This window comes from Photobacterium piscicola (genome assembly GCF_900166965.1).
Classification (GTDB): Bacteria; Pseudomonadota; Gammaproteobacteria; order Enterobacterales; family Vibrionaceae; genus Photobacterium; species Photobacterium piscicola.
Window position 1 is genome coordinate 641,144 of sequence record NZ_FUZI01000001.1, and the last position, 25,052, is coordinate 666,195.

Genomic DNA, 25,052 nt, shown 5'->3' on the forward strand with positions numbered 1-25,052 from the left:
CATACTTTAATAAGGTTGGGGATATGACAATTAAAAAACGCCTTTTTCATCGTGGTTATACTATTGAAAATAGCACTGGGCTTACATCAGACTGGAAAACAACCATTAATGGGCAAACCGTCAAAGGAATGATAACCAACATTAAAAAGAGTGTAGATTGGTGGTGCGATACCAAGGCTTTTGTGCCGCCAGAAAAATTTAATACTCATCCTCAGGTAAGGCAATCAACTGTAATAGCTAAATCTGAACAGTATCGAGGTATTGTTTTAAAAAATGATAGCGGTAAAGCCAATGAGTGGTACGTCATGGTGCGCGGGCAGTTAGTTAAAGGTGATATTGTTTCAATAAAAAAATATTTAGATAGAACGCTTACAGCCTAAAAAACAGTGCCTATTGATTACAGGCACTGATTTAGTTATTTGTTGAAGAATTAATCATCATCGTCGTGTTTTGATACATCAACTAAATAACGGCCATCTAGCCAGTTCCGGCCAATAAGTAATTTATACTCTAGTTTTTTACGATCACGTAAGTTGACTGGAATTGCATGATTTTTACCATTCCAAACTAGATCCATTACAACAGCATAGCGACGCTCAACACCTTGAGCGTTACGTATCTTACTGATTTTTATTATTTTGCTTGTGTGTGTTTGTTCTTGCCCTTGTGCATTTGCTGTTTTGAAGCTGATCATTTTACCCAGGTTTTCTTGCCAGCTTTTTTTGGTATCGTTAGGGTTATTATTACCATCGATAACGTGTAAATCATACGCATTAATGGACGTAGTATTTGCTCCCGTATCAATACGCGCCTTGTAATCCATATCAAGATCTTTAACGTAAATGGTCTCAACAGGGCCAACAATGTACTTTTCATCACACTGGTTGTCAGCATAGCTCATGGTTGATAGTGTTGCCGCAGCAACGAACATGGCAGACATAAAAACTTTTTTCACATAAACTCCTGATCTTATTAGCTCTTCATTCATAGATAATAGACTGGGTGGTAATAACAATGTTCAATTTTATGTAAAATTTAGGCAATTATTTGAATTTAATGTAGAAAAAGTTGCTTTTCGATTTGCTGGAAACATGATGTTGTTTGGTCAAACTGAATAGTATTAAAACCGAGTGCTGATGCTATTTGAATATTCTCACTATTATCATCAATAAACAGACTTTCTTGTGGTGTTAATTGATAACGATCGCAGAGCCTTAGAAATATTTCTTGTTCTGGTTTCATGACTAATTCTTTGCCTGAAACTAAGCCACCATCAAAAAATGAAATAAAATGATGCTTTTCATACAGTGTATCAAAAAAGGCACTACACATATTGGTCAGATAATAAAGTGAGTAGGGTTGTTGTGTTAATTGATTAAAGAGTGTTTCTGTTTGTTGTATTTTGGTCAAACTCAATTGAATATGTGCGATAAAATCTTCTATACGTTGTGATGATATTTGAGTTCGGGCTGAAAATTTCGGGATCACCTCCGCAATAAGCATTGTACCACGATCAAGTGATAGCCAATCAGGATGTTGAAGTACATCACGCAGCAATATTTCTCTCTCTGATGGTGATGTGGTGAAACTATTAACAATATGGTGTGGATTCCATTCAAATAGTACTGCGCCAAAATCAAAAATCACATTACGAATCATAAGATGTTCCGTTAGAGTACCATTTATTGATAGTATTGGTTCATGAGTATTTCGCAAGATTGATGTGCTAACTTTTAATGTTATTCACACAATCAAGCAACCAAGTGAGATAAATTGCACAATGAGTGATAATAGCCGTTTAGTTTTCTCAACCGAAACTGGTCGAATTAAAGAAGAAAAAGAACAACCTGTACGCCCAAAAGGTGATGGTATTGTTCGTATTCAGCGAGAAACAAAAGGACGTAAGGGCAAAGGAGTTTGTATTGTTTCAGGTCTTGATGTTGAAGATACCCAACTGAAGCTCATTGCTGCTGAATTGAAAAAAGTGTGTGGCTGTGGTGGTGCAGTAAAAGAGGGTAAAATTGAAATTCAAGGTGATAAGCGTGATGTAATAAAAGCGCACCTTGAAAAGAAAGGCCATACAGTTAAATTAGCTGGCGGTTGATAGCCAATTATATACGCTAAAAATCTGATTGGTCAGTAGTTTATATGAGGCAATAATTCAAACGATTATTGCCTTAATTCTATTCGTTTATATATATAACCACCAGCATTGTAATGTTATCTATTTTAAATTCCGCTATTATTTCTAATTTCAACCTTCCTCTTAAAGATATAAACCCTATTCGATAATATCTATTTTTGAATCAGTCTCGCAATCCGCATTTTTAATATAACGACTACTATTAAAGCAATTGCGACTGATTTAAGGAAGACTGTATGTCAGATGTGAATGTTTTTAAACAACCTAAACCGTTTTATCTCATATTTTCAGTAGAGTTCTGGGAGAGATTTGGGTTCTATGGCATGCAAGCCATTCTTACTGTATATATGGTCAACATTCTTGGCATGTCAGAAGCCGAGTCATTTACCTTATTTGGTGCATTTTCTGCGTTAATATTTGGTTCAGTAGCGATTGGTGGGTGGGTTGGGGATAAGATCCTTGGTACGAAACGGACCATTACTCTCGGGGCGTTTGTTCTTACTATTGGGTACTCTTTATTAGGGCTATCCGCAGCGGGAGGGTTTGGCGGAAAAGAACTTATCTATATAGCAATGGGTTTTATCACTATGGGTAATGGTTTATTTAAAGCCAACCCTTCAAGTTTACTTGCAAAATCTTATGAGGAAAATGATCCGCGTCTTGATGGTGCATTTACCATGTACTATATGGCGATTAATTTAGGTTCATTTTTCTCAATGCTATTAAGTCCTTGGATAGCTGAAAAAATGGGTTATGGCGTGGCTTTTGGTGTGAGTGCGATTGGATTATTAATTACTATGGTTAACTTTATGGTGATGGGCCGAATCGTTAAAAACATTGGTTCAAAACCTGATATGTTGCCCGTCAATAAACGTTATTATTTCGCAGTTGTGGTTGCCACTGTCGTGTTGAGTTTTTTGAGTGCGTTTCTATTACAACACTTGTTTTACGCTCATGCCATTTTGGTTGTAGTCGGAATTACAATAGTGTTTATTTATTTCAAAGAAGCATTTAAAACCCAAGGTCTAGAAAGGGCTAAAATGTTTGTCGCTTTTGTTTTAATGCTACAAGGTATTGTCTTCTTTGCGCTGTATTTTCAAATGCCGACGTCACTTAACTTTTTTGCTATTCATAATGTCAGTCATGATTTATTTGGCTTTAAAGTAGAGCCAGAACAATTTCAAGCGCTGAACCCATTTTGGATCATGATTGCGAGTCCATTATTAGCCATTCTTTATAATAAACTCGGTGAACGATTTGCGATGCCGTTTAAGTTTGCATTTGGAATGGTGTTATGTAGTTTGGCTTTTTTAATTTTGAAATTCTCAACTGGGTTTGCAAATTCACAAGGGATCATCAATTCAAATTGGTTAGTGGCAAGCTATTTATTACAGTCACTAGGGGAGTTGTTAGTGTCAGGGCTAGGGCTCGCTATGATTGCCCAATTAGTGCCACAACGCATGATGGGATTTGCTATGGGAATGTGGTTTTTAACATCAGCTACTGCCGCTATTTTAGCTGGCTGGATTGCAAGTTTAACGGCTGCGCCAGAAGGGGTTATTGAACCAACTCAAACTCTTGTTCTTTATGCGGAAGTCTTTGGTGAAATTGGGTATGTTACCGCTGCTATTGCTATATTTACATTACTTATTGCGCCAAAATTAACGCGTATTATTCAAGGTAAAGCGTAGTGTTATATGACTAACTATACTGTAACTATAAATGTGGTGTGAAGAATAACAGCAATCATATTAGGTGATTGCCGTTATTCTTTTACTACTTACTACTTACTACTAGCTGCAAGTACATCAATAAAAGCGTCAATATCTTCAGCTTTGGTTGCAAAATTGGTTACTAAACGCGCGACACCATCACCCCAGCGATTGGCTAAAAACTCAAAGCCATGTTCATGTAAGGTTGCAATCGTCACTGGAGACATTTTACAAAATACAATATTTGTTTTTGACGGGTGGAGTAGCTCAACACCATCGATGTTCAGAATACCGTTACGTAATTTTGTAGCCATTGCATTCGCATGTTGTGCGTTGTTAAGCCATAAATTATCGGTAATATAAGCATCGATTTGTGTTGATAGAAAACGCATTTTAGACATCAAATGTCCCGCACGTTTACGGCGATATTCGATCTCATTTTTTAAGCTAGTATCAAATAAAACAATTACTTCTACGCCAAAAGCACCATTTTTCGTCGCACCAAAAGAAAGGGCATCGACACCCGCTTTCCATGTCATTTCAGCAGGTGTGCAACCAAGGGCATCAATAGCATTAGCAAAACGTGCGCCATCCATATGGTATTTTAAATTGTGGCTTTTACATACATCACCAATTGCGCGAAGTTCATCAATAGTATAAACGCTACCAGTTTCAGTCGCTTGGGTTACGCTAACCACAGCTGGTTGTACGGTATGAACATCCCCAATTTTTAAAGTAGCACGTTGACTCAATGTTATAGGGTCAATTTTACAATCATCCCCATCAATCGGCAGAAGCTTTACGCCATTACTGAAAAACTCCGGCGCGCCACATTCATCATTATTAATGTGGCTATTTGGATGACAAAGCACCGCTCCCCAAGCTGGAGACATTGCGGCTAAACATAAGCTATTAGCTGCTGTTCCTGTTGGCACTAAAACGACCGCAACATCGGTTTCAAATAACGCACTCATTTTACGATCTAATTGTAACGATAAATCATCATTACCATACGGTGTGGCATCACCAACACTATATTCAATAAGGTGTTGCAATATTTGAGGTGATACACCTGCAATATTGTCACTGGTTAAGCCGATGGGTTTTTTCGAGGTCGTTAAGGTTGAGCTTGTCATTGTTGTCTCCATACAGATTGAATTATCAATATACCTAATTTAGCGCGAAAGATAAGCAATATTATTATTCTAGTTTTGTAATTACCTGACTATTACAGTGCGAAATGTGGTGCTTCATCCAAGCTTGAGATCAAATGGCAATGAAAGATATAAAAAGGCATGTTTTTTGATAAAAATACGCCAATACAATTATTTAGAGTAACGATAATGAAAAGGATAGCAGCGTTAGATAGTATTCGAGGTTTATTACTATTATTAATGACAATCAATCACTTAATATGGATAAGTGGCGGGTATTCTGTCATTCAAAATGTGACTTTACAGCCTTTAGGGCAGTTTGGTGCTGCTGAATGTTTTGTGTTTATTTCTGGCTTACTTGCCGGGGCTATATACAGTCGAGAATCATTAACCAATACCGAGACTATCACTAAGGCATGGCACCGAGCATTTAGTATCTACCGTTATCATATCGGTTGTTTGTTGATAGTGTTTGCATGGATTCTTATCGCAGCATATTTATTACCATCAGCTTTACCTATGCTTGAACACAGTGCACAGAATGTATTAGAAAGCCCCTTTAAGACATTGATAGCCAGTGTTGTGTTGGTTAATCAACCTAACTATTTTGACATTCTGCCACTCTATATTATTTTCATGTTGTTGTTGCCTGTGCTTATTATGGCATACCGTAAAGGGTTAGGGTGGGCGGTTGTTAGCATCAGTATTATTCTCTGGATTTTTAGTAAAGAGCTTAATACAACAATATTGCTGCCTTTATTCTCGTTTGTTTTTTCGAGTTTTAAACTACAACTGGGTTATTTTAATCTTTTTGCATGGCAACTATTGTTTGTCGGCGGATCAACCCTTGGATTTATGTTACAAAATAAAACATTACGCTGGCAGCATCCTGCTTTAACCGTTATTGCCGTGATTATTGCAACGGGTCTTTTTGCTGCGCACTACGGTGTATTCAGTGATTATGGTATTCAGCGGTGGATGTTGTCTTCATATGCGGATAAACCTGAACTTGGTTGGTTACGGACCTTAAACATCACCGTATGGGTTTATTTGATTGCTGTTATTATTCAACGTTATCCTAATGCTCTTCATATTAAAGCATTAAGTTATATTGGCCGTCATTCATTACGTGTGTTCAGTTGGCAAGTTGTTATTGTCTATTTAAGCGCACCGTTACTGCATAATCTTCGTTTAGAATCATATTACATGCTACTTATCATCGCTTTTGCTGCAACATTATGGATAGCAGCATTGCTGTCGGAAAAACTAAACACACATACAGTAAGTCGCTTACATTGGGTCAGTGGCTTTAGTGTAATGTTGAGTTTCATCATGCTTGGTAATATTGTCAGCGCAGAAGGTGTTTCCCCGTTAACAATAAAAGTTACCAATATTAATGATCCCAAAACATCAGTATTAGTATTGGTTTACGATGAAAAAGATGATTTAACCCAATATCCCTCGGTATATTCAAATGCCTATTCGCCACAAAAATTAGCACAAGGAGTCACAATAGGTGCATTACCCTCAGGGAATTATGCGGTACTTGTATTTCAAGATAACGACGGTGATTATAATTTAACAATAGGTAACAATGGTATGCCTATTGAACGTTTTGGTTATTCAAACAACCCACCATTAGATACACCAGTATCAATGGAGCAAGCGAAATTTGCTCATAGAGGACCACAAACTCAAACCATTAATTTTTAATATGGTTTAAAACAGTGCACTCAATTAACAATAATTGAGTGCTGCCATTCGGTGATTTTTGATAAAAAGGGCACTTACAACAGTTAGCTACAGCTTTTATTGTTTAGGCTCAATCTCACATTTATAAAATCCATACTCTCTTCTTACTGTTTTTTTCTTTGATCAAACGATCATATTTCATTGATATTGAGTGGTTGCATATTGTGGCTTTTAATTTGCAATGATAAATAAGTTAGCAAGTAATTAAAAAACTGTTACATAAGGTGCTGTATTTATAGCCAATGAACAATATTTTTAGCCAATAACTACTCAGATTAGATTTTTGATCTATTTAAATGCATGAACATAGAAGGAATTAATTTGTGAGAAAAATAAATAAAATAACAATAGCGATATTCAGTACTATGCTTAGCGGTTATGTGTGTGCGTCTGATGTTAATCAGATATCAAGTGTTGCACCTTTGGCTTCTGCGGGATTATGTGATGAATTTAATGTTTATCCTGATTGGACGCGGGGTGATCACGCTGGTACTGGCGATATAATGGTTAACAAAAATATTGCTTATTCTGCTGTTTATTGGACTCAATCAGTTCCTGGAAGTGATAGCTCATGGACTCTACATCTTAATTGTGATGGATCTGAGCCAGGTACTGCGGCTGTACTTTCATTACCAAATCCAATGGATCCTGTACGCCTTGAAGTTGCTGGATGGCCAAATGATTTTGTGGTTGCGAGCCCAACATCAACGGCACCGCCAACAATAACTATTGCAACGAGTGCTACTGAAGATCTTGCTGATGTTAATAAGTTAACCGCTAAGTTTGTTTCTATCATAGAGACGGCGACACAAGCAGGGCGTTCATCTGTCATTATTAGCAGTGATGTGCTTGATAAAGCAACATTAGATAAAGGTCAGTCTCTGGGTGTTATTGCGGTTAAAGAGGCATTACTCAAAGCCGTAGATACAACCGCAGCTAGCATTGATATTGATAAAATTAATGCCCTTAGTGATGATTTGAAAGGTTGGTCACAAGCTCACAACTTAATTCTAACCACGCTTGCTCCTGAAGCGAGTTTTGGTTGGTCTTTCAGCATTGGTGATTTTGCATTTGATACCCATTCTGGTCGCCAATCTGTGTGGAATGCTGCATCAAGTGCCACCGCAGATCTATTAAATACTCTCGATGTTTACAAAGCAGAGTCATTAACCAAAGCTGACTTTATTAGCTTTACCAAATCAACAACAACGGCTGCATTATCAACTGAGCAATGGCACAACGCACTTGAATATGTAAAACAAGTTACGGATTATATTAAGACGCCTGCAATGCTTGCTAATATTCCAACCGAGCAAGCTGCGAATTATTTTATGGGTCAAACAACACGTGATCAGCAAATTCGTAAAGCGGCTCACAGCAATATATTTGCGATTTTATTTGATAAAGACAGCGCAGATTTAACCAGTAAAATTGAAACTTACCAAAGTGCGAAAGTGCCATTATATTACGTTGGTGAAGAACTCGAAAAAGGCTCATTAACACGTATTGAAGCACTTAATACTGAGTTAACTAATGCCTCAGATGTCATGGATAATGAAGCCTTCCTCTATGAAACTCCGCAATCACAATGGGTGCCATCGACCGTTTATAAATGGAATGACTTCCTTGATGGCCTTAATGCGATGCACAATATTGGTGTCGCGGGTAATAAGTTCTGGTTATTGACTGATGAAGCAGATGATGCCACTAATATTATTTATGCCAAAGTCGCCATTGCTGCGTTCTTAGCACAAAGCATGCAAGAGACAATCCGTTATAACGCATGTGATGAAAACAATTGGTCTGAAATTAAATATGGCGCACCTGCCGATTACCCAATGTCAGCGAGTTGTGGTCAGTTAGGTCAAAAATACGCAGACTACGGTGTTAACCCAGTATCAGGTTTAGATTATGCCTATTCTTGTCCGCGTGATAATAAAATGGAAGTCAGTGCGTTAACCCATGCAAAATGGTACGGCGCACCAGCACCTGTATTTGCAGCTCCCGATGCCGTATTAGAAGAGCAAGGCTTGCTGGTTAATGGTCATGTAGGACGCTGGACTAACAATGGTCATTGTAATGCAGTGCCAGACAAAATCGATACTTCAAAGCAAGTATGGGAACGTGATGAGTGTAAAATCTACGTTGGTCAAAAAGCTGGTACGTTCTTATGGGATGGCAGCAGCCAAGAAAGTGTTGAGGGCTGTGGTTGGTGGGGACGTGGCGTTATTCAAACCACAGGTCGTCAAAACTTTGGTACGTTAAACCATTATTTAGGCCGTTCACATGTTGATCCTGCAACAATTGGTCAAACCATTGATGGTGTAACAGTTGAAGCGCCACCTGTAAACCCGCTATATGCTGATCTTGATTTCTGTTCAAACCCAGGCTTAATCTGTAGTTCTGAGAAGAATAAAGAGATCAAATGGATTGCAGGCTTATTCTATTGGGTAACATCAGTGCAAGCATACTCTAATGAAGGTGGTGATTATGCAGATTGGAACTATTACAACGAACTGAAAAAGTATGTTAGCGGTGGCCTACAAGGAACTGAATTTATTGATGATGTTTCTGGTATTGTGAACCGTGGCTGCCCAGATTCAACTTGTTCTACAGGTGATGTTCATAACATTAAAGAACGCCAAGCCAACTTTAAGCTAGTGCTACAAAAATTAGGACTTAACCCACAGTAAGCAAAATAGTTGCTGTATTAAGTTTGTAATAAATTTAAACCCTGTTTTTCGAAACAGGGTTATTTTTTGCGTTTATATTGTGGTGATCTATTTTGTAAACCTGATCAAATTAGGTTTAATAATTACATGTTTCTAAGGGGCTACCGAATACAGAATGTCTGAGGTAGCATCTTAGAATAAGTGTTAATTATGTACTTTATGGTAAATAGCGAATACTGTTAAATACACAATCAAAAAATTGCGAGAGAGTGTATTTATCTATTATTAATCAATATCCTATGTGTAGCTGTATGATGTTATCAATGCCTGATATCCTATTTAACATAAGGTACATAATGCGCACTGAATGTGTAAGTCCCATTTAGAAATGTCCGGTTTTAACCCGTTAGAAATGTCATGTTGAACTATCTTCAGATCATAGGTTTTGCTATGAACTGGAATCAATAAATGTTGCTCACTATGACTGAAAATGATTTAAGCCGAATAAAAGTTATTCAAGATGTTTGTGATAAACAAATTACTGGTGTTGAAGCTGCCCGTCGACTTAACTTGAGTTGTCGTCAAGTATCACGATTAGTAAAACGCTTTACTCAGTTCGGTGCTGGCGGATTACTTTCACAACAACGCGGCGTGCCAAGTAATCATCGTTATGATGATAATCATAGGCTGCGTATTTTAAATCTCATCCACGAATATTACTCAGACTTTGGACCCACGTTAGCACGTGAAAAATTGATTGAACGTCACAATATTAAAATTGGATTAGAAACCTTACGCCAATGGATGATCGCTGATGGCTTTTGGGTACCACATTTCAAACGTAAGCCTCGTGTTTATCAACCTCGTCATCGTCGTGATTGTTATGGTGAGTTAATTCAGATAGATGGCTCACATCATGATTGGTTTGAAGGCCGCAGTAACAAATGTTGTTTGTTGGTTTTCATTGATGATGCCACCGGCAAACTGATGAACTTACGTTTTAGTGAAACAGAATCTGCGTTTGATTACATGGTCGCCACGCGTGAATATGTTGAACACCATGGCAAACCCACTGCTTTTTATAGTGATAGGCATGCGGTATTTCATGTCAGTAAACGGGATGCAAAAACCAACCGTATGACTCAGTTTGGTCGTGTATTGCATGACTTAAACATTGAATTGATTTGCGCAAACAGCTCTCAAGCCAAAGGTCGTGTTGAGCGTGCCAACAAAACCTTACAAGATCGCTTAGTCAAAGAAATGCGTTTACAACACATTGATAATATTGAACAAGCTAATGCGTGGCTCCCCGACTTTATCACTGATTTTAACCGACATTTTGCTAAAGCTGCTCAATATCCTAAAAACATGCATCGACCATTACGTGAATCGACACGTAGGTGTATCACTACGAGTAACACCGCATATCATTGGTGATACGGTATTGATGGACATTAACCAAACATCAAGCAGTGTCAGCAATAGTGATATAGCAAGCGACATCATCACCAATAACCGCCAGATACAGACAGTGATTCAAGCTAAAGATGGTCAATCAATCATACTTGGTTGGTGAGGAATCAAGAAATAATGATACGGGAGTGCCGATTCTAAAAGATATACCACTAATAGGCTCGCTCTTTGGTTCTACATCAGACAGAGAGAGCAATAATCAGTTATCAGTATTGATAAAGGCCACTATTATTTAGCTTTTAAAACTTTGTGGTTGGAGGCCAAAACTAAAAGCGCGTTCCCCACTCCATTAGGATTGTGGATAACGCGCTTTTTTGTTATCCACATGACGGAATATCTAATCATTACGTGTACGTATATAAAACAAATCTTATAAATTAACTTTTAAAACAAGTTGCATAATGTTAAATTTGTGCGCATACATAGGTGGTTGGCTATCTATGATTTTGTATCTATTTGACTTGTAGGAACTTTAAGTGTGTTGGCAATGTTAAAGTTAATATAGGCTAGGAATTAATTTCGAGTAAGTTGGATTCTTATTAAGTACAAAATCAAGTAATAGGAATTGTTATCAATTATGTGTGTTTTTTATTTTTCATTTAAATTAAATATTGATCATGATTTATTCTTTAACTAATTAATTAGGAGTTTTAAATGGCAGTTATTCAGAAAAAAAAAGTAACTAAATCTATAGGTTTTTATCATTTACGCGTAAAAAAATTAAGAACTCCAGTGAATGATCCCGTGTTTATGGGGGTTGATAACTTTATTAATGTAATTAATTTTATTAGAACTCTCCCTAATGAAGAACGTCTTGTGGATATTGAAATGAAAGGACGAAAAAAATTTCATTTTTTAAAGGCCATAAATGTTATTACTCAAGATTGTTATCATCTTATTTTTTCTTCGGCTAAATATGAATATAGACCGCCCGTAATTGATAAACAAACATTAGAAACAAAAGATAATCCACGAAGCATGACTGAAGGCGATGAGGAACTTACCCATGTTAAGTTATATATTAAAAAAGATTATGTTTTATTATTAATAGAAGAAAGAATAAACGGTATTACAGCAAGAGGAATTACTCAGTATTTTAATGATTTTAAACATATATTTGTTACTGGCCTTAAAAAAGATTTTGAGAATCAGCCTAAAGATATACAATTACTTTTAGGAGATAAGCCTGATGGTAGTTATAGATTCTCTACTGCATTTGTTCCTAATAATAATTTCACGGTAGCTCTTCATGATGCAACAAAAATTGGATTTGGTCATATATATATTGAGAAAGATCTAATACATGGCTCTGAGTTCGCTAGATATTCTAATAAAATGAAAACTTATACTAGTGATTTACAAATAACATTAAAAGCGACTGATGATTTAATTGATATGCTAGATGATTACTATAATGAGTATACAAAAGGAACTTCACACATAAATAGAATGAAAGTTGAGGTTTATGATGATTTAGGTAAGAAATCAATTATTGATACAGAGTTATTCAAATTAAGGAAAACTATTGAAGTTGAAACAAATATTATTGATGGTGTAATTATTTCTGATGAAATGTTTATAGAAATGAGCACATTAATATGATTAGTCAGCCAAAAATGTATTGTGAATATGTACACCCTATAAAAGATTACTTTATTATATCTCAAAGGAATGAGTTAACATTTGAATGGGGGATTTCATTTTTTTTATCTTTTGTTTTGTATTTTTTCGTTTATGAAAACATTAAAGTTTCAGAGTTAAAAGACATAGCGTCTCTAATTGTAAATTGTTTAGCTATATTAATTGGTTTCTCAATAACTTGTTTGACAATATTAGCATCTGCATCAGAGAAAAATATCACAGACCTTAAAATATCTATGACAGAAAGAGTGTTAGATAACAAAAAAATATCATTATATCGACTGCTAGTTATAAACTTTATTTTTTTATTATTATTAGAGTTATTTAATCTTTTATTTAACTTTATATTTATATCTGTTTCTAGTCTTGACTCTTTCAAAGATTACGCTGCTATTTTTTATGGTTTTATTACTGTATTTACATTCTCAATATTTTTGCTTAATATAAGGAACATAACTAACTTTTATTTTATATTATCTAGATGATTAAGTGTTGTCCCGAGGTTTTATTATACCCAACATTTTTTTCGTTTAAATGTAATTATTAATAGTCTTTGTATTATTATCGAGCCAGCCTAAGCAACAGGCTCGATAATATTATTTTAACTTTTTAAGCATCCTAGCTGTACGTAATACTTCTCGTTGAAAACGAAGTTCATCAGCTGCCCCTATCTCTATAAGAGCATTACCCATAATGATCCTATTTGGTGTTAACGGCCAACCATTAGGGGTAATCAGCTTTCCTTTAGATATCTTCCAGCCCAGCCAATCATCATCAAGGGGTGATAATTCACGATAAGCGTACATTCTCATTAAACGTGTTGCCCACGATGAGTAAAAATAATAACGACAACTACCCTAACCTTTCCGCAAATCGCGCTATCAAGAAATCAATAAACAGTCGCAGCCGTTTGGGTTGGTATTGGCGGCTTTGGTAAATCACATTTAAGTCTGCACCGGCTGATGATGTCGATGCATTGAAGTTCTTCATATATCCATCAAGCACGGTGACCAGTCGCTGTTGTTTAATGTCTTGCTCAATATCTAAAATCGACTTTAATGCTATACCTGCGCTATCTAATGCCCATTGACGAATCACTTCGCCATCATCTGAGAATCGTTTGGGTAATACGGTTATAACGTTGTGTTGGGTGTCGTCGCTAAAATGCCATGTTTTCAGTTCTTCATTACTGCGTATCATGGCTAAACAATGATGATCAGCGAGATCTTGCGGTGTGATCGGTGTGCCTTTATTGGCTAAATATTGAGGTGTTGCACACAATACGCGTCTGCTGGATGCCAGTTTGCGCGAGATTAGGTTGCTGTCTGCCAGTTCGCCATAACGGATAACAATATCTATGCCTGATTCCGCTAAGTTGGTGAGTTTATCGTCTAAATATAAGTATGGCACAACGTCGGGATATAATTCGCAAAACGCTGAAATTATAGGTGATATGTATTGCTTGCCTATGTCTCGGGGCGCTGCGATCTTTATCGTTCCGCGCACTTCTTGGCTACCGGTTTGGAGTAAGTTTTCTGTCTCTTTAACGCTGTCGATAATCTCTAAGCTGGCTTGATGATACATTGCGCCAGATTCTGTTAAAGAGAGATGCCTTGTACTGCGATTGAGTAACTTAACCCCATAGCGATCTTCTAATGCTTGCAGCCTTGCGGTGACGGTTGCTGGTGATAATCCTAGCTCTCTTCCTGCTGCCGCTAAGCCTTGGTTTTTGACGATGCTGATAAATAACGTCATGTCAGAAAACTTATCCATGCCCTTTCCTTGTGTTTATTGTTCAGCTCACCCGAATAATCATTTTAAATTTTACCCAATTATCAAATTCTATCAAATCAATATACTGACACCATCAAACAAGATTAGACAGAAAGGAAATGAAGATGTCGATGATGAGCAAGCTTTTTGAACCAACACAGCTTAAATCACTGAATTTACAAAACCGTATTGTGATGGCACCGATGACACGAGCGCGTAGTAGTCAACCGGGTAATATTCCAAACGTGATGATGGCGAATTATTATCAACAACGTGCCAGTGCAGGATTAATTATCTCGGAAGCAACCCAGATCTCAGATGATTCACAAGGCTATTCGTTCACTCCAGGTGTCTATACTGATGAACAAGTCGTTGGCTGGAAAACGGTGACTCAAGCGGCAAAAGCGAAAGGTACGGCAATGTTTTGTCAGCTATGGCATGTGGGCCGCGTGTCTCATCCTACCTTTCAAGATGGTGGTAAACCTATTGCGCCATCAGCACTTAAACCAGTAGAAACCAAAGTGTGGATTGCTGATGAACAAGGTAATGGCAACATGGTTGATTGTGTCGAACCAAGAGCAATGACCCAAGTAGATATTGAACGAGTGGTAGCTGATTTTGCTCATGCTGCGAAACGGGCGATTGATGCAGGCTTTGATGGTGTCGAAATTCACGGTGGTAACGGTTATCTTATCGATCAGTTCTTACGTACTAATTCTAATCATCGTACAGATAGTTACGGTGTCACTAGAGAGAACCGTATTCGTTTCTTATTAGAAGTCGTTGATGCGGTAAGTCATGTGATTGGTGCGCATAAAGTAGGTGTTCGACTTGCGCCTTTCATTACATTTAAAGACATGAATTGCCCTGATATTGTGCCGACCATTTTAGAGGCGGCAAAACAGCTTCAAGCCCGTGATATTGGCTATTTGCATTTGTCGGAAGCGGATTGGGATGATGCACCAGTGATCCCTGAGCAGTTTAGAATTGAGTTGCGTGGCTATTTCACCAATACGATCATTGTCGCGGGCAGTTATACTCAAGCGCGGGCTGATGAAGTGCTAAATAAAGGCTATGCTGATTTGGTTGCGTTCGGGCGTCCGTTTGTTGCTAATCCTGATTTTGTTTCGCGGTTACAACACCAACAACCGTTAGCTGAATTGGATGGTACTACGCTGTTTGGTGGGAATGAGCACGGTTATACTGATTATCCTGCTCTGGGTTAATCAAACCAACGGTTAACACACTGATGTTTACCACTCTTCACTCCATTTTTGAGTATTAGTTTGTGGCTCTGCGGTGGTATTACGAGGCTGAAGATGTAATTCGAGATCTAATGCTGCCAATAGTTTAAATAGTGTTTCTAGTTTTGTACCATCGGGATTATTTTCAAACGCTGATACTGTATTTTGTTTGATACCGACCAATTTAGCGGTTTCGCTTTGGGTGATATTACGCGTTTTTCGTTGATCTCTTACTGCATTTGCGAGCATTTTTGCTGATGTTATTTGCATCGGGTCACCATACTATTTATATCCGCTATAGGGGATATTTGAATTTTATCCCTTACAGCGGATAAGTTATATAACCAATTGACTCTTTTATCTTTATATCATGCTTAATAATCAGTCGTGTTGAATCACAGTGTTTAAAACATATAAATCTTGATGCATTAATTTGATGGTAAGTTTTTGTATGCAATGATAAATTTATGCTCATATTTTATGAGGTTGATTATGTTTAGTTTTTGGTATGTATTGGGTTTATTTGTTGCTTTCATTTGCGGCATTGTCTTTTATCATAAGAAACAGAAAGGATACACCCTAAACATTGGTGAACGTCTTGTTTCAAAAAGCGTAAATTCCTATTTAATACATGAGCAAGTGACAGGGATTGTCGTCAATAACGTGACTTTATCCATTGATGGTAGTACAACCCAAATTGATCATATTCTGATTTGCACTAAAGGCGTATTTGTCATTGAAACTAAGCATTATAGCGGTTGGATTTATGGTGATGCTAAACAGAAGCAATGGATGCAGATCTTATTTAAAAAGCGCTCACGGTTTCAGAACCCTATTCATCAAAATTACAAACATATCAAAGCAGTTCAAGCCCTATTCGATTTTGTGCCAACTGATCAAGTTAAGTCGTTAGTGGTGTTTACTGGTGATGGCGAATTTAAAACGCCACGTCCAAAAGATGTGGTGTTATTAAATGGTATTAGAGATTGGATGAACAAACATGAAGATAATGTAATGAGTTTAAATCGGATTCAGTTTTGCTATGGTCGTTTGGCGTTTTTGCGTTTGCCTGATAATGAGCAGACAGATAAATTACATTTGCAGAATTTGTCTAAGAGACAGGCTTTATAATGAATACAAATCCGTGGCTAACACTTCATGTTGCTAATTGTTCACGGTTTTATGAAGGGAATTCTGAAATTTTTACGTAATGATGTGTCACACTATTTCTTTGAAGGAAATGATTACACTGGGCAGGATGTGCTTAATCTTCTTGTTTTCGGTGGATGGAAAGGTGGTCAAATAGATGATGACATGTCAAACCGCTTTGGTATGGGGAGTCGTTATTAACGTTCACGGTAGCTACTCTACATTTATTGCGCCTTAATTGTTTCTATACTCGCAATATCATTCAAGCCCTATTTTCTACCATTCCATTCCATACAATGCAATAATATGCTTCGTGTTTATTAAGGACTGTGTGATATTAATTCAAGGATGAATATGAAGTATAACAAACTGCTTTTAATGGGCTTTATGCTTATTAGTTGCCCTTTATTTGCCTCAGAAATCTATAAGTGTTCTGTTGATGGTAAACTAACGTTTCAAGATTTTCCATGTGAAGAAGCTTACGATTATGGAATGAGTGAGTTTGCGACTTTTGATGGTTGGAAATACGGTATGAATATTTTAGCTTTCAAAAAACAAGCTAAAGAAAGGCAACTCGCTGTTAATGTTGGCTCTTCATTTATCTATGGTAAATATAATGAAAAACACATTAATAGTAACCCTGATGCACGAACCTATTCTTACAGAGCAACTGTTGCAGGAGAAAGTGCAAACATCAGTTTGTTTTTTACTCGTCAATCTCAAGCACTTTATCAAGTAAACGTTACTTTTTTCGTTAGCGGTCTACCCCCAGAAGAAAAAAAGTATTTCTATGCCAGTTTAGTTAATCATCTTAGCTCTAAGTATGGTCAATACATTGAGGCAAAAGATTATCCTATTAATGTTAATCCACTTTCAAAGGTATTCTTAAATAATTTGGTTGGAACAGAAAAAGTATGGGGTTCTAATTCTGATAGTGTGATCTCTCTCTCTGGGAATGCACCTTCAATTATCGCTTATAAGCTCGATTACAAATTTATTCCTCTTTTAAACAAAAGCATAAAAGAAACCACTCAAGCAATAATGACGCATACTGATAAAAATTTCTCTGTTGGTGCAGCGATACTATAGCCATCATTTATCCGCTATAGGGGATAAATAACAGTAGCAATAATGAAAACGGCTTGATCTACGTTGAACAATAAAGTGGTTAAAAGTCAGTGCGGATTTTAGGAGAAATGCTGCTTGCGATGGGTATGCGTGAGTAACAATGGCGGTAATGACACGGTTGACTAACCTACTACTATTGTCGAAATAGTAGTAGGCCAAACGTCATGAATAGAAAGATTCTATTCTTCAGTTTCTTTAAGCTTACTAAGCTCTATTTCAATTTTTTCAATTTCGGCAGTGTAACGTGCTTTACTTGCACCATCTCTAGTAGATTTAGACATGGCTTGTAACTTAGAAAGCTTTTTTGTAAGTGTAGCTAATTGATTCTGGGTTCTACGATTGCTGCTCATTAATAAATGGTACTCCGATAAATGATGTTATTTGTTGTATTACTACGGTTAAATTATATATCAATACAATAGTTTAACTAAGTAAATGCTCAATGCTATTGTATTTCTAGCTCGTTACATTTATAGCGTAGCATATAAGACTACAAATAATGAAATATTAATATAGTTTAGTTTGTTTTTGATAACTAACGCTTGTTATCAATGCTATCAGTGGTCGATAATTCCACCAAGATCATAACATTGGCATTACGAATATTGGTTGTTGTTAACAATTTATAAAAAGCAGAGGCAATACGTGCATCCATAATAAGATACACAGAACTAAAATTAACTAGACTTTTACTGCTTTGATAAATAGGAAGTTTGGCTTAGTTGATAAGAAATGATAGGTTTTTTCGCAAATCGTTTTTGCTTGTTCTAACACCTGACCTTCAGTTAATGCGCTGATCACCAAGCCATTATTTGTCAGTGCGGTGGTTATCTCACTTAATGCGCGACGATAAAATTGGACTTTAACGGGCTCGCCAACGGTATTCCACATATCCGTTATTAGTTCACGTTGAAAATAATTATCAGATGCAGAATCGTTGAAATCAGCAAAGGGATGGTGAGTTGAAAATACAAATTCTCCACCCTGCTTTAGAATGCGGCTAACATCTGCACATAACTTATTAAGGTCTGCAAGATAATGTATCATCAAGGCACTAATAACCCGATCAGCACTACCCGTCTCAATTACTGCTAACCCTTGTGATATGTCGATGACATGGGTATCTACCTGTGTGCCCAGTTTGGTCTGCACTATCTCTATCATCTCTGGTGATGCGTCAATGCATGTTACTTTAGCGGCATGATTATCAATAAAATATTGCGCATAAACACCAGAGCCACAGCCAAGATCAACAATATCAAGCCCTGTAACGTTACCGATTAGTGACGTCATACTTGGAAAATCATACATGGCGTTGTAAATATTGGTTTGAATCATGCCGTCATATTTAACCGCATGTTTTGAATATAACTCAGACATTGTGATCCCTTTTTATTACAATGAATTTATTGCTCTATTGTAATCGCTATTGTTGAGTTGTCATAAATCAAATATAAAAAAATCCACGTCGTTAAACGTGGATTCAGAAAAAGGTGAATACGTTAATATTAACCAATATTTTTGCAGCGTGAAGCTAAGATAGGATCAACATTGCCTTGAATCTTTTGGATTTTAGTGGCGCGTTGGCATTCCCATTTTGATACTGGGTATTGTTTGTCCCATGCACTCATAAGTTGACGTTGTTGACGGCTCATTTTGTAGCTTGGGTATACCGCTTCAAAATACATGTAAGTTCGTGCGATAACACCACGAGCGCGTTCTGGTGGCTGTGCATCATGGTCTTTTTTATCAATGATCATGTCGCAGCTACCAAATGAACGGTAGTCTTTGCTAACTGTTTTAGGCAACATGACGTAATTGTAATTTTGACGAGCCGCGTTAACCGCACCTACCGCTGGATAGAGGTTATAAAGGTCTGATTGCATTAAACGGTATTCTGCGTTTGCTTTTTCAGCACACTTACGACCTTTAAATGATTTACCTTTGCTATCAACACACACTTTTGCGCCTTCACGCCATTCTGAAAATGAGCGACCAAAGTTCTCCGCTGGCACAACATGCTCAGCCTCCCAACGTTTAACGCGCTTTTTATACACGTCTGTCGTAAAGCCTGATGGTAAGGTAACGTATTTTTTATTATTAAAATCAGCACCACAGTAAATAGTTTTCATATCAACAGGGTTAGTATAAATCTGCTGTTGCATGATTTTTTTTGCTTTGCTGAATGATTGGTTAGTTGTGTTACCTTGTGGCGATTGTGCAAATGCAAGCGTCGGCAATAGTGCCACACTGAGTAGAATAATATTAGTTCGGTTCACGGTGTTCTCTTTTTTATTAGGCGCGTTTAATTCGTCAATAGACTGACGCGGTGAAATACCAAAGCGTTATAGTTTTGGCCTAGTTATTTAAAAATTAGTAATAGTTAAACGGGGCTTATTCGGAAACGATCACTTTTACACGCCCTACATCGCCTGAGGTTAGACGTACTTTAATACCATGTGGGTGTGTGGGAGAATTAGTGAGGATTTTCTCTACCGTACCTGATGTTAGTTTTCCACTACGTTGATCTTGCTTTAATACAATTTGTACATCTAATCCAACGTGAATATTTGAACGGTTAGTGCCTGACATATTGACTCTTTTGTTTTTAATTTTTGAAATTGTATTATTGAGTTTTTACAGTAAAACGCAACTTAATATTAAAAGATGATTATTTAATATACACAATTAACGGAAGTAGCTTATTGATACAGCCTTGAGTAAGGGTTTATTGCTAGTATTAAAAGATAAATAAGCCAGATAAATAAAGGTCAAAGGATATGAAATATATTGGATTAGTCGCAGCTTTAGGATTGATGAGTTTCAATGTGGCTGCGGCAGAACAAACATCACAACCAACCTGTGATGCGGGTTTTACAAGCATTGTAACGGGCAACTATAGTAAAACACCACAACATACTTGCTTGCCAACCGATAATAAACAAGCGGTAAAAATTAAGCTTAATCAAACTTTTCAGTTAAGCCTACCAGCAAGTCCTTCTACGGGTTTTTCATGGGCATTACGTTCTATGCCAAATGCATTGATGCTATTGAGTATTGATTATCACAACTCAGAGCAGTGTCAGAAAGGCATGACAGGTTGTAGTGGTTTAAGAACTTACACTTTTAAAGCGGTAACAAAGGGAGTCGGTGAATTAAAATTAAATTATGGTCGCTCTTGGGAAAAAGAAGATTGGGAAACTAAAACTATTACGATTGCTGTCCATCAGTAATAGACGTGTTATTTATGCTAATGTAAAAACAAAGCCCTTTTGATTGAGGGCTTTGTATATAAGACTACTGTTTAAGCGCGGGACAATCTTTTGGAAGTAACTGTTCGGGTATTACAGGCCCTATTCCCATATCCGCTGTCCAACCTTTTAATCCTCCAGTTTTAGGATCAAAATCACTGCATTTATACGGCTTGTTTTTTATTAGCGTTGCTGGTGTTGTCTGTTGCGCTGTCGTGCCGTTATTTTTGGTCTGCTCACTTTTGATCATTGTAAACACTAGGCTACAGATTACGATTCCGCCAAGTACCACCAATGCAGATTTCGTTGATTTTTTCATGGGCGATCCCTTTTTGTAAAATACGGGTAATTATTTATCTTCCATTTAATATTTATTTTATAGAGAAGATCAAATTATGTAATTAAACATACCCGTTATTGCTTGTTTAATCACCAATTTAATTATTTATTGACATAATGATGTTAATAATGAGGTCACGGTTTGATAACGAATAGGTAATTGGCGGTGCTGTTTTTGAATAATGAAAAGTTGTTCAGTGACTAACTTTGGGGGGGATACAACATACAATTTATGCTTATTCGTAAAATGGTCAATGGCACTTTGTGGTAATACGGTAAAGCCAATACCTTCCGCAACAGCAACTAGAATCTGATTTAGTTGATTGATGTAACTCGTGATTGGTAATTGTTCGATTTTAACTGCGGCTAAATGTTTATGACCACAATGTAGAAAGTATTTAGATAAATAATATTGTGCATCAGGATGATCAATAAGGCCGCAGGTTGTTAGGGTTTCATCTGTAAGATTATGATCTTTGTAATGTAGCGGTAAGACTAAACATAAGGCTTCTTGTCCGATTAAGGTGGTTTTAAAGAGATCGTTTACTGGTTGTTGAGTAACAATGCCCATATCTATCGTATTACTTTCAATGTTATCTAAGATTTTATGATTAGGGGCGGCTTCTAGATGAAAATGCAATTTAGAATGTTGCTGCTGTAAGTGTAATAACTGGGGATATAACGATAATGCAAATGAGCCTGAACAAGCAAGCTTGCAGGTGCCTTCATAAGGACTGTCTGTTTGTAAGTCATTCATTAACGTTTGATATTGGTGTGTTTGCTGCTCGGCAAATTGATAAACTCGCAACCCTTGTTCGGTGATTTCAAATTGTTTGTTATAGCGTGTTATAAGTTCATAACCACAAGCGTGTTCTAATTTTTTGATGTGTTGGCTAACACCTGGTTGTGTCATATGTAAAAGATCAGCGGTTTGAGTAAAATGCCCGGTTTCGACTAGTGTTTTAAAGGTTGTTAACCATTGCGGATTTATCATCTGGCGCTCGCATAAGATCATTACAATAAATTATGATAAAAAGAATAAATGATAACTGTATTCTTATCAATTATCTTATGCAGTCACTTATTTTTATCGTTTATTACAACTGTCTATTTAAATCTAAGTCATTGTTTGTTGGTATTCTTTTAGTGATAAACCAAATTGTTTCTTAAACCGCTGTGCGAAACGTGTTTCTGACTGGTAACCACATAACTGTGCTAAATCAAGTTGTGTATAATGTTGTTGCTGTAATAGTGTCAATGCATAACCCATTCGCAACTCTGCTAAAACTTCTCGAAACTGGGTGGATTCTTCACGTAAACGTCGAATTAATGTCGACTTACTTAATCCTAAATGCTGACAGGCTGATTCAATACTATGATGCTCGCTTGGTTGCTGTCTAAATAACTCTACCAATTTGTCGCGCCATGATAAATCTTGATAACTAAACAGTTGATGAAGCTTGCCGATATTGGCTAAGTATTCAAAGAAAGCATTAACCAAACACTGCTGAACGTTACACGGTAATGACTTTGGCATGTTAACCAAGTTCATAAACAGATACTCACCTTCTTCATCAAACAAGTAATTGGGCGCAGTATTATGATGAGAATGTTGGCGAGAACGTTGAATAAGAGCTGTACTAGGTCGCGTTAAAAAGCACAATTGTAATGATGAAAAAGTGTTTTTTGAGGGCTCATTAATAAATGTATGTTGTGAATGACCGGCCGTTAGCAACCAATTATTACGATCTATGCTTATCCAATCATTTTGCCATTGCAGCTTTTTGACACCGGTTTGCACCCAAACTACCGATGGATAAATGAAGGGTACATTACGTAATGATTGTGATTTTTGCCCTGTATAATAGATGCACTGAACAACTGAAGCCAAACTATTCCCCTTTATCGATCTGCTATTATTAATGCTATCAATCAAGAAAGCCCCATAACATTTTACTATTACTGAGGCTTTTCTTTTTAATCAACATTATTAGCGTTGGTAATGCGCTGTAATGGTTGATTTAGCGAGTGCTGTACCATTAAGCATGAAACTGACTAATGCACATGAAGCATCATCAGGTACTTCTAGCTTCTCACATGGTAATGCCCATACTGTAAAGACGTAACGATGAACACCATGACCTTCAGGAGGACATGCGCCGCCGTAGCCATTAAAACCATAGTCATTACGCATTTCTAAACCAGCGGCAAGATGTGAAGATGCCCCTTCAGCTAATTCCTGTGTTGATGCTGGAATGTTAATTACTTGCCAATGCCAGAAACCACAATCTGTCGGTGCATCTGGGTCAAAACATGTTACTGCAAAACTTTTTGTACCTTGGGGTGCATTTTCCCAAGCAAGTTGCGGTGAAATATTATCGCCATCATTACCAAAACTATTAAATGAAAAACGCTTTTCGTGGTGTTGACCTTCAGTAATACTGTTACTTGTCATTGTAAATGTTGACATGATTATATGCTCTATTTGTTGTCGATGGCATTACTATACGAGTTTTTTGTGATTTATTTTCACCTTTAAGTGTCAAATTAACGCTTAATTATATTATTTTTGACTCTTTTTGTGTTTTGGTGATGTTTTTATCTGTAAATAATATGATGAATAGAGAATTAGGTTAATAAGCTCTTCCAATCAAGACCATAAATAAATTGAATTGTCTAGATAACTATACTGTAATTATAATCAGTGTTATTTTATCCAGTATAATAGATGGACTTATATGCGTATTGAATTAATGCTTAACAAAAATAATGTGCCTGAAGCTACTTTTTGCCAGGTTGAATCCGAATTTACTCGACGTATGGCAATCTCATGGCCTGATGCATTAGTACGTGTACGTTTAGGCGGAAGTAATGAAATAAGCGTATTGGGTGGTATAAAAGAAGATAAACAACAAGTTGAATTACAACTCGAAGCAATGTTTGATGAAGCTGAAGATTGGTTAGAACAACCAAATTACGATATGTAATACGTTATAATTGCACATTGAGCTTACTAAATTGATACTGATGACGTTACTAATAAGTGTTTATAATAGGTTTATTGTTATTTATTGGTAGCCTTTATTATGAATACATTTATTTCAAAAGACATTTGGTCTGATTTTACCGTTGATCCTGAGTTTCCAGGATTTAGTTTTCGAGATACAGATGAAAGTAATACCAATTGTGTAACAGCATTACTTGAACGTTGGAAAGCCGGCACAGTGGAAGATGCTCACCATCACCCACATGATGATATGTCTATTATTGTAACGGGCGAAATCGCTATTCAATTTCATCTTCGTGTTGATGGTGAATTAGTAAATGATGGCGAACCGATGATCTTAAAAGCAGGTCAAACTGGTTATATCAAAGCAAACCGAATCCACAGTGTTGTCTACACCACTGATTGTGACATGGTATATATCCAGAATAAAACCTTCGGTTTTGAAGTTGATAAGTAATTATTAGCAAAATTGTTGTATAAAAAACTCTCATTCTTTTTCTTTAAAGTGAGAGTTTTTTTAGATAAAACAATGTGTTGATTAATACTAGCTTTGGGAAGCATTAGCAATAATTTAGAAAAAAAATGCATCACTTATTTTTATTTTGTGGTTTTTA

26 protein-coding genes and 3 pseudogenes are annotated in these 25,052 nt (G+C 36.7%); 15 read left to right on the forward strand and 14 right to left on the reverse strand.

All coding sequences use genetic code 11. The features are described 5' to 3' along the window. Nucleotides 1-23 precede the first annotated feature (23 nt). Nucleotides 24-380 carry a DUF3319 domain-containing protein gene (locus CZ809_RS02915; RefSeq protein ID WP_235865765.1) on the forward strand — a complete coding sequence of 119 codons (357 nt, stop codon included), beginning with the start codon at nt 24-26 and terminating at the stop codon, nt 378-380. 50 nt (nt 381-430) lie between these two features. On the opposite strand, the gene CZ809_RS02920 is transcribed toward CZ809_RS02915, so the two are convergent. Together CZ809_RS02920 and CZ809_RS02925 are read right to left on the reverse strand one after the other, a co-directional pair. Further along, entirely contained in the window at nt 431-955 is a 525-nt protein-coding gene (locus tag CZ809_RS02920; protein WP_080155928.1) for an ATP-dependent zinc protease family protein, read from the reverse strand. A 98-nt stretch (nt 956-1,053) separates the two neighbouring features. After that, complete coding sequence (locus CZ809_RS02925; protein WP_080155929.1) at nt 1,054-1,659, reverse strand: HAD family hydrolase; 606 nt, start codon at nt 1,657-1,659, stop codon at nt 1,054-1,056. 121 nt (nt 1,660-1,780) lie between these two features. Between CZ809_RS02925 and yciH the strand changes: the two genes are divergently transcribed. Both yciH and dtpA read left to right on the forward strand, forming a co-directional pair. Continuing rightward, nucleotides 1,781-2,104 carry a stress response translation initiation inhibitor YciH gene (gene yciH / locus CZ809_RS02930; protein ID WP_080155930.1) on the forward strand — a complete coding sequence of 108 codons (324 nt, stop codon included), beginning with the start codon at nt 1,781-1,783 and terminating at the stop codon, nt 2,102-2,104. Between the two features lie 275 nt (nt 2,105-2,379). Further along, on the forward strand, nt 2,380-3,834 hold the full coding sequence (gene dtpA, locus CZ809_RS02935) for a dipeptide/tripeptide permease DtpA (RefSeq protein ID WP_080155931.1): 1,455 nt from the start codon (nt 2,380-2,382) through the stop codon (nt 3,832-3,834). A gap of 92 nt (nt 3,835-3,926) precedes the next feature. Here the strand turns inward: dtpA and CZ809_RS02940 are convergent, their stop codons facing one another. Then, the gene (locus CZ809_RS02940; RefSeq protein WP_080155932.1) at nt 3,927-4,991 is read right to left on the reverse strand and encodes a threonine aldolase family protein; all 1,065 of its coding nucleotides are present in this window, start codon (nt 4,989-4,991) and stop codon (nt 3,927-3,929) included. Nucleotides 4,992-5,198: 207 nt separating this feature from the next. Between CZ809_RS02940 and opgC the strand changes: the two genes are divergently transcribed. From opgC to CZ809_RS02965, 5 genes and pseudogenes are all read left to right on the forward strand, one after another. Beyond that, entirely contained in the window at nt 5,199-6,722 is a 1,524-nt protein-coding gene (gene opgC, locus CZ809_RS02945) for an OpgC domain-containing protein (protein WP_159447928.1), read from the forward strand. Nucleotides 6,723-7,084: 362 nt separating this feature from the next. Then, nucleotides 7,085-9,454, forward strand: coding sequence for a cellulose-binding domain-containing protein (locus tag CZ809_RS02950; protein ID WP_080155934.1), 2,370 nt, complete (start codon nt 7,085-7,087; stop codon nt 9,452-9,454). A gap of 459 nt (nt 9,455-9,913) precedes the next feature. Continuing rightward, nucleotides 9,914-10,825: pseudogene (locus tag CZ809_RS02955) on the forward strand (ISNCY family transposase); the annotation flags it as partial. Next, nucleotides 10,731-11,142: pseudogene (locus tag CZ809_RS21605) on the forward strand (secretin GspD/PilQ domain-containing protein). The pseudogenes CZ809_RS02955 and CZ809_RS21605, both read left to right, overlap by 95 nt. 418 nt (nt 11,143-11,560) lie before the next feature. Further along, a complete protein-coding gene (locus CZ809_RS02965; RefSeq protein WP_080155935.1) occupies nt 11,561-12,508 on the forward strand; it encodes a hypothetical protein in 948 nt (315 codons plus the stop codon). A gap of 635 nt (nt 12,509-13,143) precedes the next feature. On the opposite strand, the gene CZ809_RS02975 is transcribed toward CZ809_RS02965, so the two are convergent. After that, nucleotides 13,144-13,359 (reverse strand): DUF3653 domain-containing protein, encoded by a 216-nt coding sequence (locus tag CZ809_RS02975; RefSeq protein ID WP_080155937.1) that lies wholly within the window; start codon nt 13,357-13,359, stop codon nt 13,144-13,146. 40 nt (nt 13,360-13,399) lie between these two features. Further along, the gene (locus CZ809_RS02980; RefSeq protein ID WP_080155938.1) at nt 13,400-14,320 is read right to left on the reverse strand and encodes a LysR family transcriptional regulator; all 921 of its coding nucleotides are present in this window, start codon (nt 14,318-14,320) and stop codon (nt 13,400-13,402) included. 134 nt (nt 14,321-14,454) lie between these two features. On the opposite strand from CZ809_RS02980, the gene CZ809_RS02985 reads away from it, so the two are divergent. Continuing rightward, nucleotides 14,455-15,546, forward strand: a complete 1,092-nt coding sequence (locus tag CZ809_RS02985) for an alkene reductase (protein ID WP_080156545.1) — start codon at nt 14,455-14,457, stop codon at nt 15,544-15,546. 27 nt (nt 15,547-15,573) lie between these two features. Here CZ809_RS02985 and CZ809_RS02990 read toward each other — a convergent pair whose 3' ends face one another. Beyond that, nucleotides 15,574-15,834, reverse strand: a complete 261-nt coding sequence (locus tag CZ809_RS02990) for a helix-turn-helix domain-containing protein (protein ID WP_080155939.1) — start codon at nt 15,832-15,834, stop codon at nt 15,574-15,576. Between the two features lie 222 nt (nt 15,835-16,056). Here CZ809_RS02990 and CZ809_RS02995 point away from each other — a divergent pair, with 222 nt between their 5' ends. The 3 genes and pseudogenes from CZ809_RS02995 to CZ809_RS03005 all read left to right on the forward strand — a co-directional run bounded on the left by CZ809_RS02995 (nt 16,057) and on the right by CZ809_RS03005 (nt 17,802). Continuing rightward, on the forward strand, nt 16,057-16,695 hold the full coding sequence (locus tag CZ809_RS02995; RefSeq protein ID WP_080155940.1) for a nuclease-related domain-containing protein: 639 nt from the start codon (nt 16,057-16,059) through the stop codon (nt 16,693-16,695). A 63-nt stretch (nt 16,696-16,758) separates the two neighbouring features. Further along, nucleotides 16,759-16,914, forward strand: a pseudogene (locus tag CZ809_RS21095) (DUF6559 family protein); the annotation flags it as partial. A 153-nt stretch (nt 16,915-17,067) separates the two neighbouring features. After that, nucleotides 17,068-17,802, forward strand: coding sequence for a hypothetical protein (locus CZ809_RS03005; RefSeq protein WP_080155942.1), 735 nt, complete (start codon nt 17,068-17,070; stop codon nt 17,800-17,802). 218 nt (nt 17,803-18,020) lie between these two features. Here CZ809_RS03005 and CZ809_RS21100 read toward each other — a convergent pair whose 3' ends face one another. The 4 genes from CZ809_RS21100 to CZ809_RS03020 all read right to left on the reverse strand — a co-directional run bounded on the left by CZ809_RS21100 (nt 18,021) and on the right by CZ809_RS03020 (nt 20,433). Further along, nucleotides 18,021-18,191 carry a hypothetical protein gene (locus tag CZ809_RS21100; protein ID WP_158258910.1) on the reverse strand — a complete coding sequence of 57 codons (171 nt, stop codon included), beginning with the start codon at nt 18,189-18,191 and terminating at the stop codon, nt 18,021-18,023. A gap of 331 nt (nt 18,192-18,522) precedes the next feature. Continuing rightward, entirely contained in the window at nt 18,523-19,221 is a 699-nt protein-coding gene (locus CZ809_RS03010; protein WP_080155943.1) for a class I SAM-dependent DNA methyltransferase, read from the reverse strand. A gap of 128 nt (nt 19,222-19,349) precedes the next feature. Further along, nucleotides 19,350-20,120 (reverse strand): endonuclease, encoded by a 771-nt coding sequence (locus CZ809_RS03015; protein ID WP_080155944.1) that lies wholly within the window; start codon nt 20,118-20,120, stop codon nt 19,350-19,352. A gap of 115 nt (nt 20,121-20,235) precedes the next feature. Then, a complete protein-coding gene (locus CZ809_RS03020; protein WP_080155945.1) occupies nt 20,236-20,433 on the reverse strand; it encodes a YwbE family protein in 198 nt (65 codons plus the stop codon). Between the two features lie 188 nt (nt 20,434-20,621). Between CZ809_RS03020 and CZ809_RS03025 the strand changes: the two genes are divergently transcribed. After that, entirely contained in the window at nt 20,622-21,074 is a 453-nt protein-coding gene (locus CZ809_RS03025; protein WP_080155946.1) for a protease inhibitor I42 family protein, read from the forward strand. 64 nt (nt 21,075-21,138) lie between these two features. Here CZ809_RS03025 and CZ809_RS03030 read toward each other — a convergent pair whose 3' ends face one another. From CZ809_RS03030 to CZ809_RS03045, 4 genes are all read right to left on the reverse strand, one after another. Next, on the reverse strand, nt 21,139-21,411 hold the full coding sequence (locus CZ809_RS03030) for a hypothetical protein (protein ID WP_080155947.1): 273 nt from the start codon (nt 21,409-21,411) through the stop codon (nt 21,139-21,141). Between the two features lie 126 nt (nt 21,412-21,537). Beyond that, a complete protein-coding gene (locus tag CZ809_RS03035; RefSeq protein ID WP_080155948.1) occupies nt 21,538-22,425 on the reverse strand; it encodes a LysR family transcriptional regulator in 888 nt (295 codons plus the stop codon). A gap of 123 nt (nt 22,426-22,548) precedes the next feature. Beyond that, nucleotides 22,549-23,322, reverse strand: a complete 774-nt coding sequence (locus CZ809_RS03040; RefSeq protein WP_080155949.1) for a helix-turn-helix transcriptional regulator — start codon at nt 23,320-23,322, stop codon at nt 22,549-22,551. Nucleotides 23,323-23,421: 99 nt separating this feature from the next. Continuing rightward, the gene (locus CZ809_RS03045) at nt 23,422-23,901 is read right to left on the reverse strand and encodes a YbhB/YbcL family Raf kinase inhibitor-like protein (RefSeq protein WP_080155950.1); all 480 of its coding nucleotides are present in this window, start codon (nt 23,899-23,901) and stop codon (nt 23,422-23,424) included. Nucleotides 23,902-24,169: 268 nt separating this feature from the next. Here CZ809_RS03045 and CZ809_RS03050 point away from each other — a divergent pair, with 268 nt between their 5' ends. Together CZ809_RS03050 and CZ809_RS03055 are read left to right on the forward strand one after the other, a co-directional pair. Further along, nucleotides 24,170-24,418, forward strand: a complete 249-nt coding sequence (locus tag CZ809_RS03050; protein WP_080155951.1) for a DinI-like family protein — start codon at nt 24,170-24,172, stop codon at nt 24,416-24,418. Between the two features lie 99 nt (nt 24,419-24,517). Next, nucleotides 24,518-24,895, forward strand: coding sequence for a cupin domain-containing protein (locus CZ809_RS03055; protein ID WP_080155952.1), 378 nt, complete (start codon nt 24,518-24,520; stop codon nt 24,893-24,895). The last annotated feature ends 157 nt before the right edge of the window (nt 24,896-25,052 follow it).

What these genes read in the sequence shown, in the direction of transcription:
- CZ809_RS02915 (WP_235865765.1), top strand. Translation starts at nt 24, where the DNA reads ATGACAATTAAAAAACGCCTTTTTCATCGTGGTTATACTATTGAAAAT.
- CZ809_RS02925 (WP_080155929.1), bottom strand. Translation starts at nt 1,659, where the DNA reads ATGATTCGTAATGTGATTTTTGATTTTGGCGCAGTACTATTTGAATGG.
- yciH (WP_080155930.1), top strand. Translation starts at nt 1,781, where the DNA reads ATGAGTGATAATAGCCGTTTAGTTTTCTCAACCGAAACTGGTCGAATT.
- dtpA (WP_080155931.1), top strand. Translation starts at nt 2,380, where the DNA reads ATGTCAGATGTGAATGTTTTTAAACAACCTAAACCGTTTTATCTCATA.
- CZ809_RS02940 (WP_080155932.1), bottom strand. Translation starts at nt 4,991, where the DNA reads ATGACAAGCTCAACCTTAACGACCTCGAAAAAACCCATCGGCTTAACC.
- opgC (WP_159447928.1), top strand. Translation starts at nt 5,199, where the DNA reads ATGAAAAGGATAGCAGCGTTAGATAGTATTCGAGGTTTATTACTATTA.
- CZ809_RS02965 (WP_080155935.1), top strand. Translation starts at nt 11,561, where the DNA reads ATGGCAGTTATTCAGAAAAAAAAAGTAACTAAATCTATAGGTTTTTAT.
- CZ809_RS02975 (WP_080155937.1), bottom strand. Translation starts at nt 13,359, where the DNA reads ATGAGAATGTACGCTTATCGTGAATTATCACCCCTTGATGATGATTGG.
- CZ809_RS02980 (WP_080155938.1), bottom strand. Translation starts at nt 14,320, where the DNA reads ATGGATAAGTTTTCTGACATGACGTTATTTATCAGCATCGTCAAAAAC.
- CZ809_RS02985 (WP_080156545.1), top strand. Translation starts at nt 14,455, where the DNA reads ATGAGCAAGCTTTTTGAACCAACACAGCTTAAATCACTGAATTTACAA.
- CZ809_RS02990 (WP_080155939.1), bottom strand. Translation starts at nt 15,834, where the DNA reads ATGCAAATAACATCAGCAAAAATGCTCGCAAATGCAGTAAGAGATCAA.
- CZ809_RS02995 (WP_080155940.1), top strand. Translation starts at nt 16,057, where the DNA reads ATGTTTAGTTTTTGGTATGTATTGGGTTTATTTGTTGCTTTCATTTGC.
- CZ809_RS03005 (WP_080155942.1), top strand. Translation starts at nt 17,068, where the DNA reads ATGAAGTATAACAAACTGCTTTTAATGGGCTTTATGCTTATTAGTTGC.
- CZ809_RS21100 (WP_158258910.1), bottom strand. Translation starts at nt 18,191, where the DNA reads ATGAGCAGCAATCGTAGAACCCAGAATCAATTAGCTACACTTACAAAA.
- CZ809_RS03010 (WP_080155943.1), bottom strand. Translation starts at nt 19,221, where the DNA reads ATGTCTGAGTTATATTCAAAACATGCGGTTAAATATGACGGCATGATT.
- CZ809_RS03020 (WP_080155945.1), bottom strand. Translation starts at nt 20,433, where the DNA reads ATGTCAGGCACTAACCGTTCAAATATTCACGTTGGATTAGATGTACAA.
- CZ809_RS03025 (WP_080155946.1), top strand. Translation starts at nt 20,622, where the DNA reads ATGAAATATATTGGATTAGTCGCAGCTTTAGGATTGATGAGTTTCAAT.
- CZ809_RS03030 (WP_080155947.1), bottom strand. Translation starts at nt 21,411, where the DNA reads ATGAAAAAATCAACGAAATCTGCATTGGTGGTACTTGGCGGAATCGTA.
- CZ809_RS03035 (WP_080155948.1), bottom strand. Translation starts at nt 22,425, where the DNA reads ATGATAAATCCGCAATGGTTAACAACCTTTAAAACACTAGTCGAAACC.
- CZ809_RS03045 (WP_080155950.1), bottom strand. Translation starts at nt 23,901, where the DNA reads ATGTCAACATTTACAATGACAAGTAACAGTATTACTGAAGGTCAACAC.
- CZ809_RS03050 (WP_080155951.1), top strand. Translation starts at nt 24,170, where the DNA reads ATGCGTATTGAATTAATGCTTAACAAAAATAATGTGCCTGAAGCTACT.
- CZ809_RS03055 (WP_080155952.1), top strand. Translation starts at nt 24,518, where the DNA reads ATGAATACATTTATTTCAAAAGACATTTGGTCTGATTTTACCGTTGAT.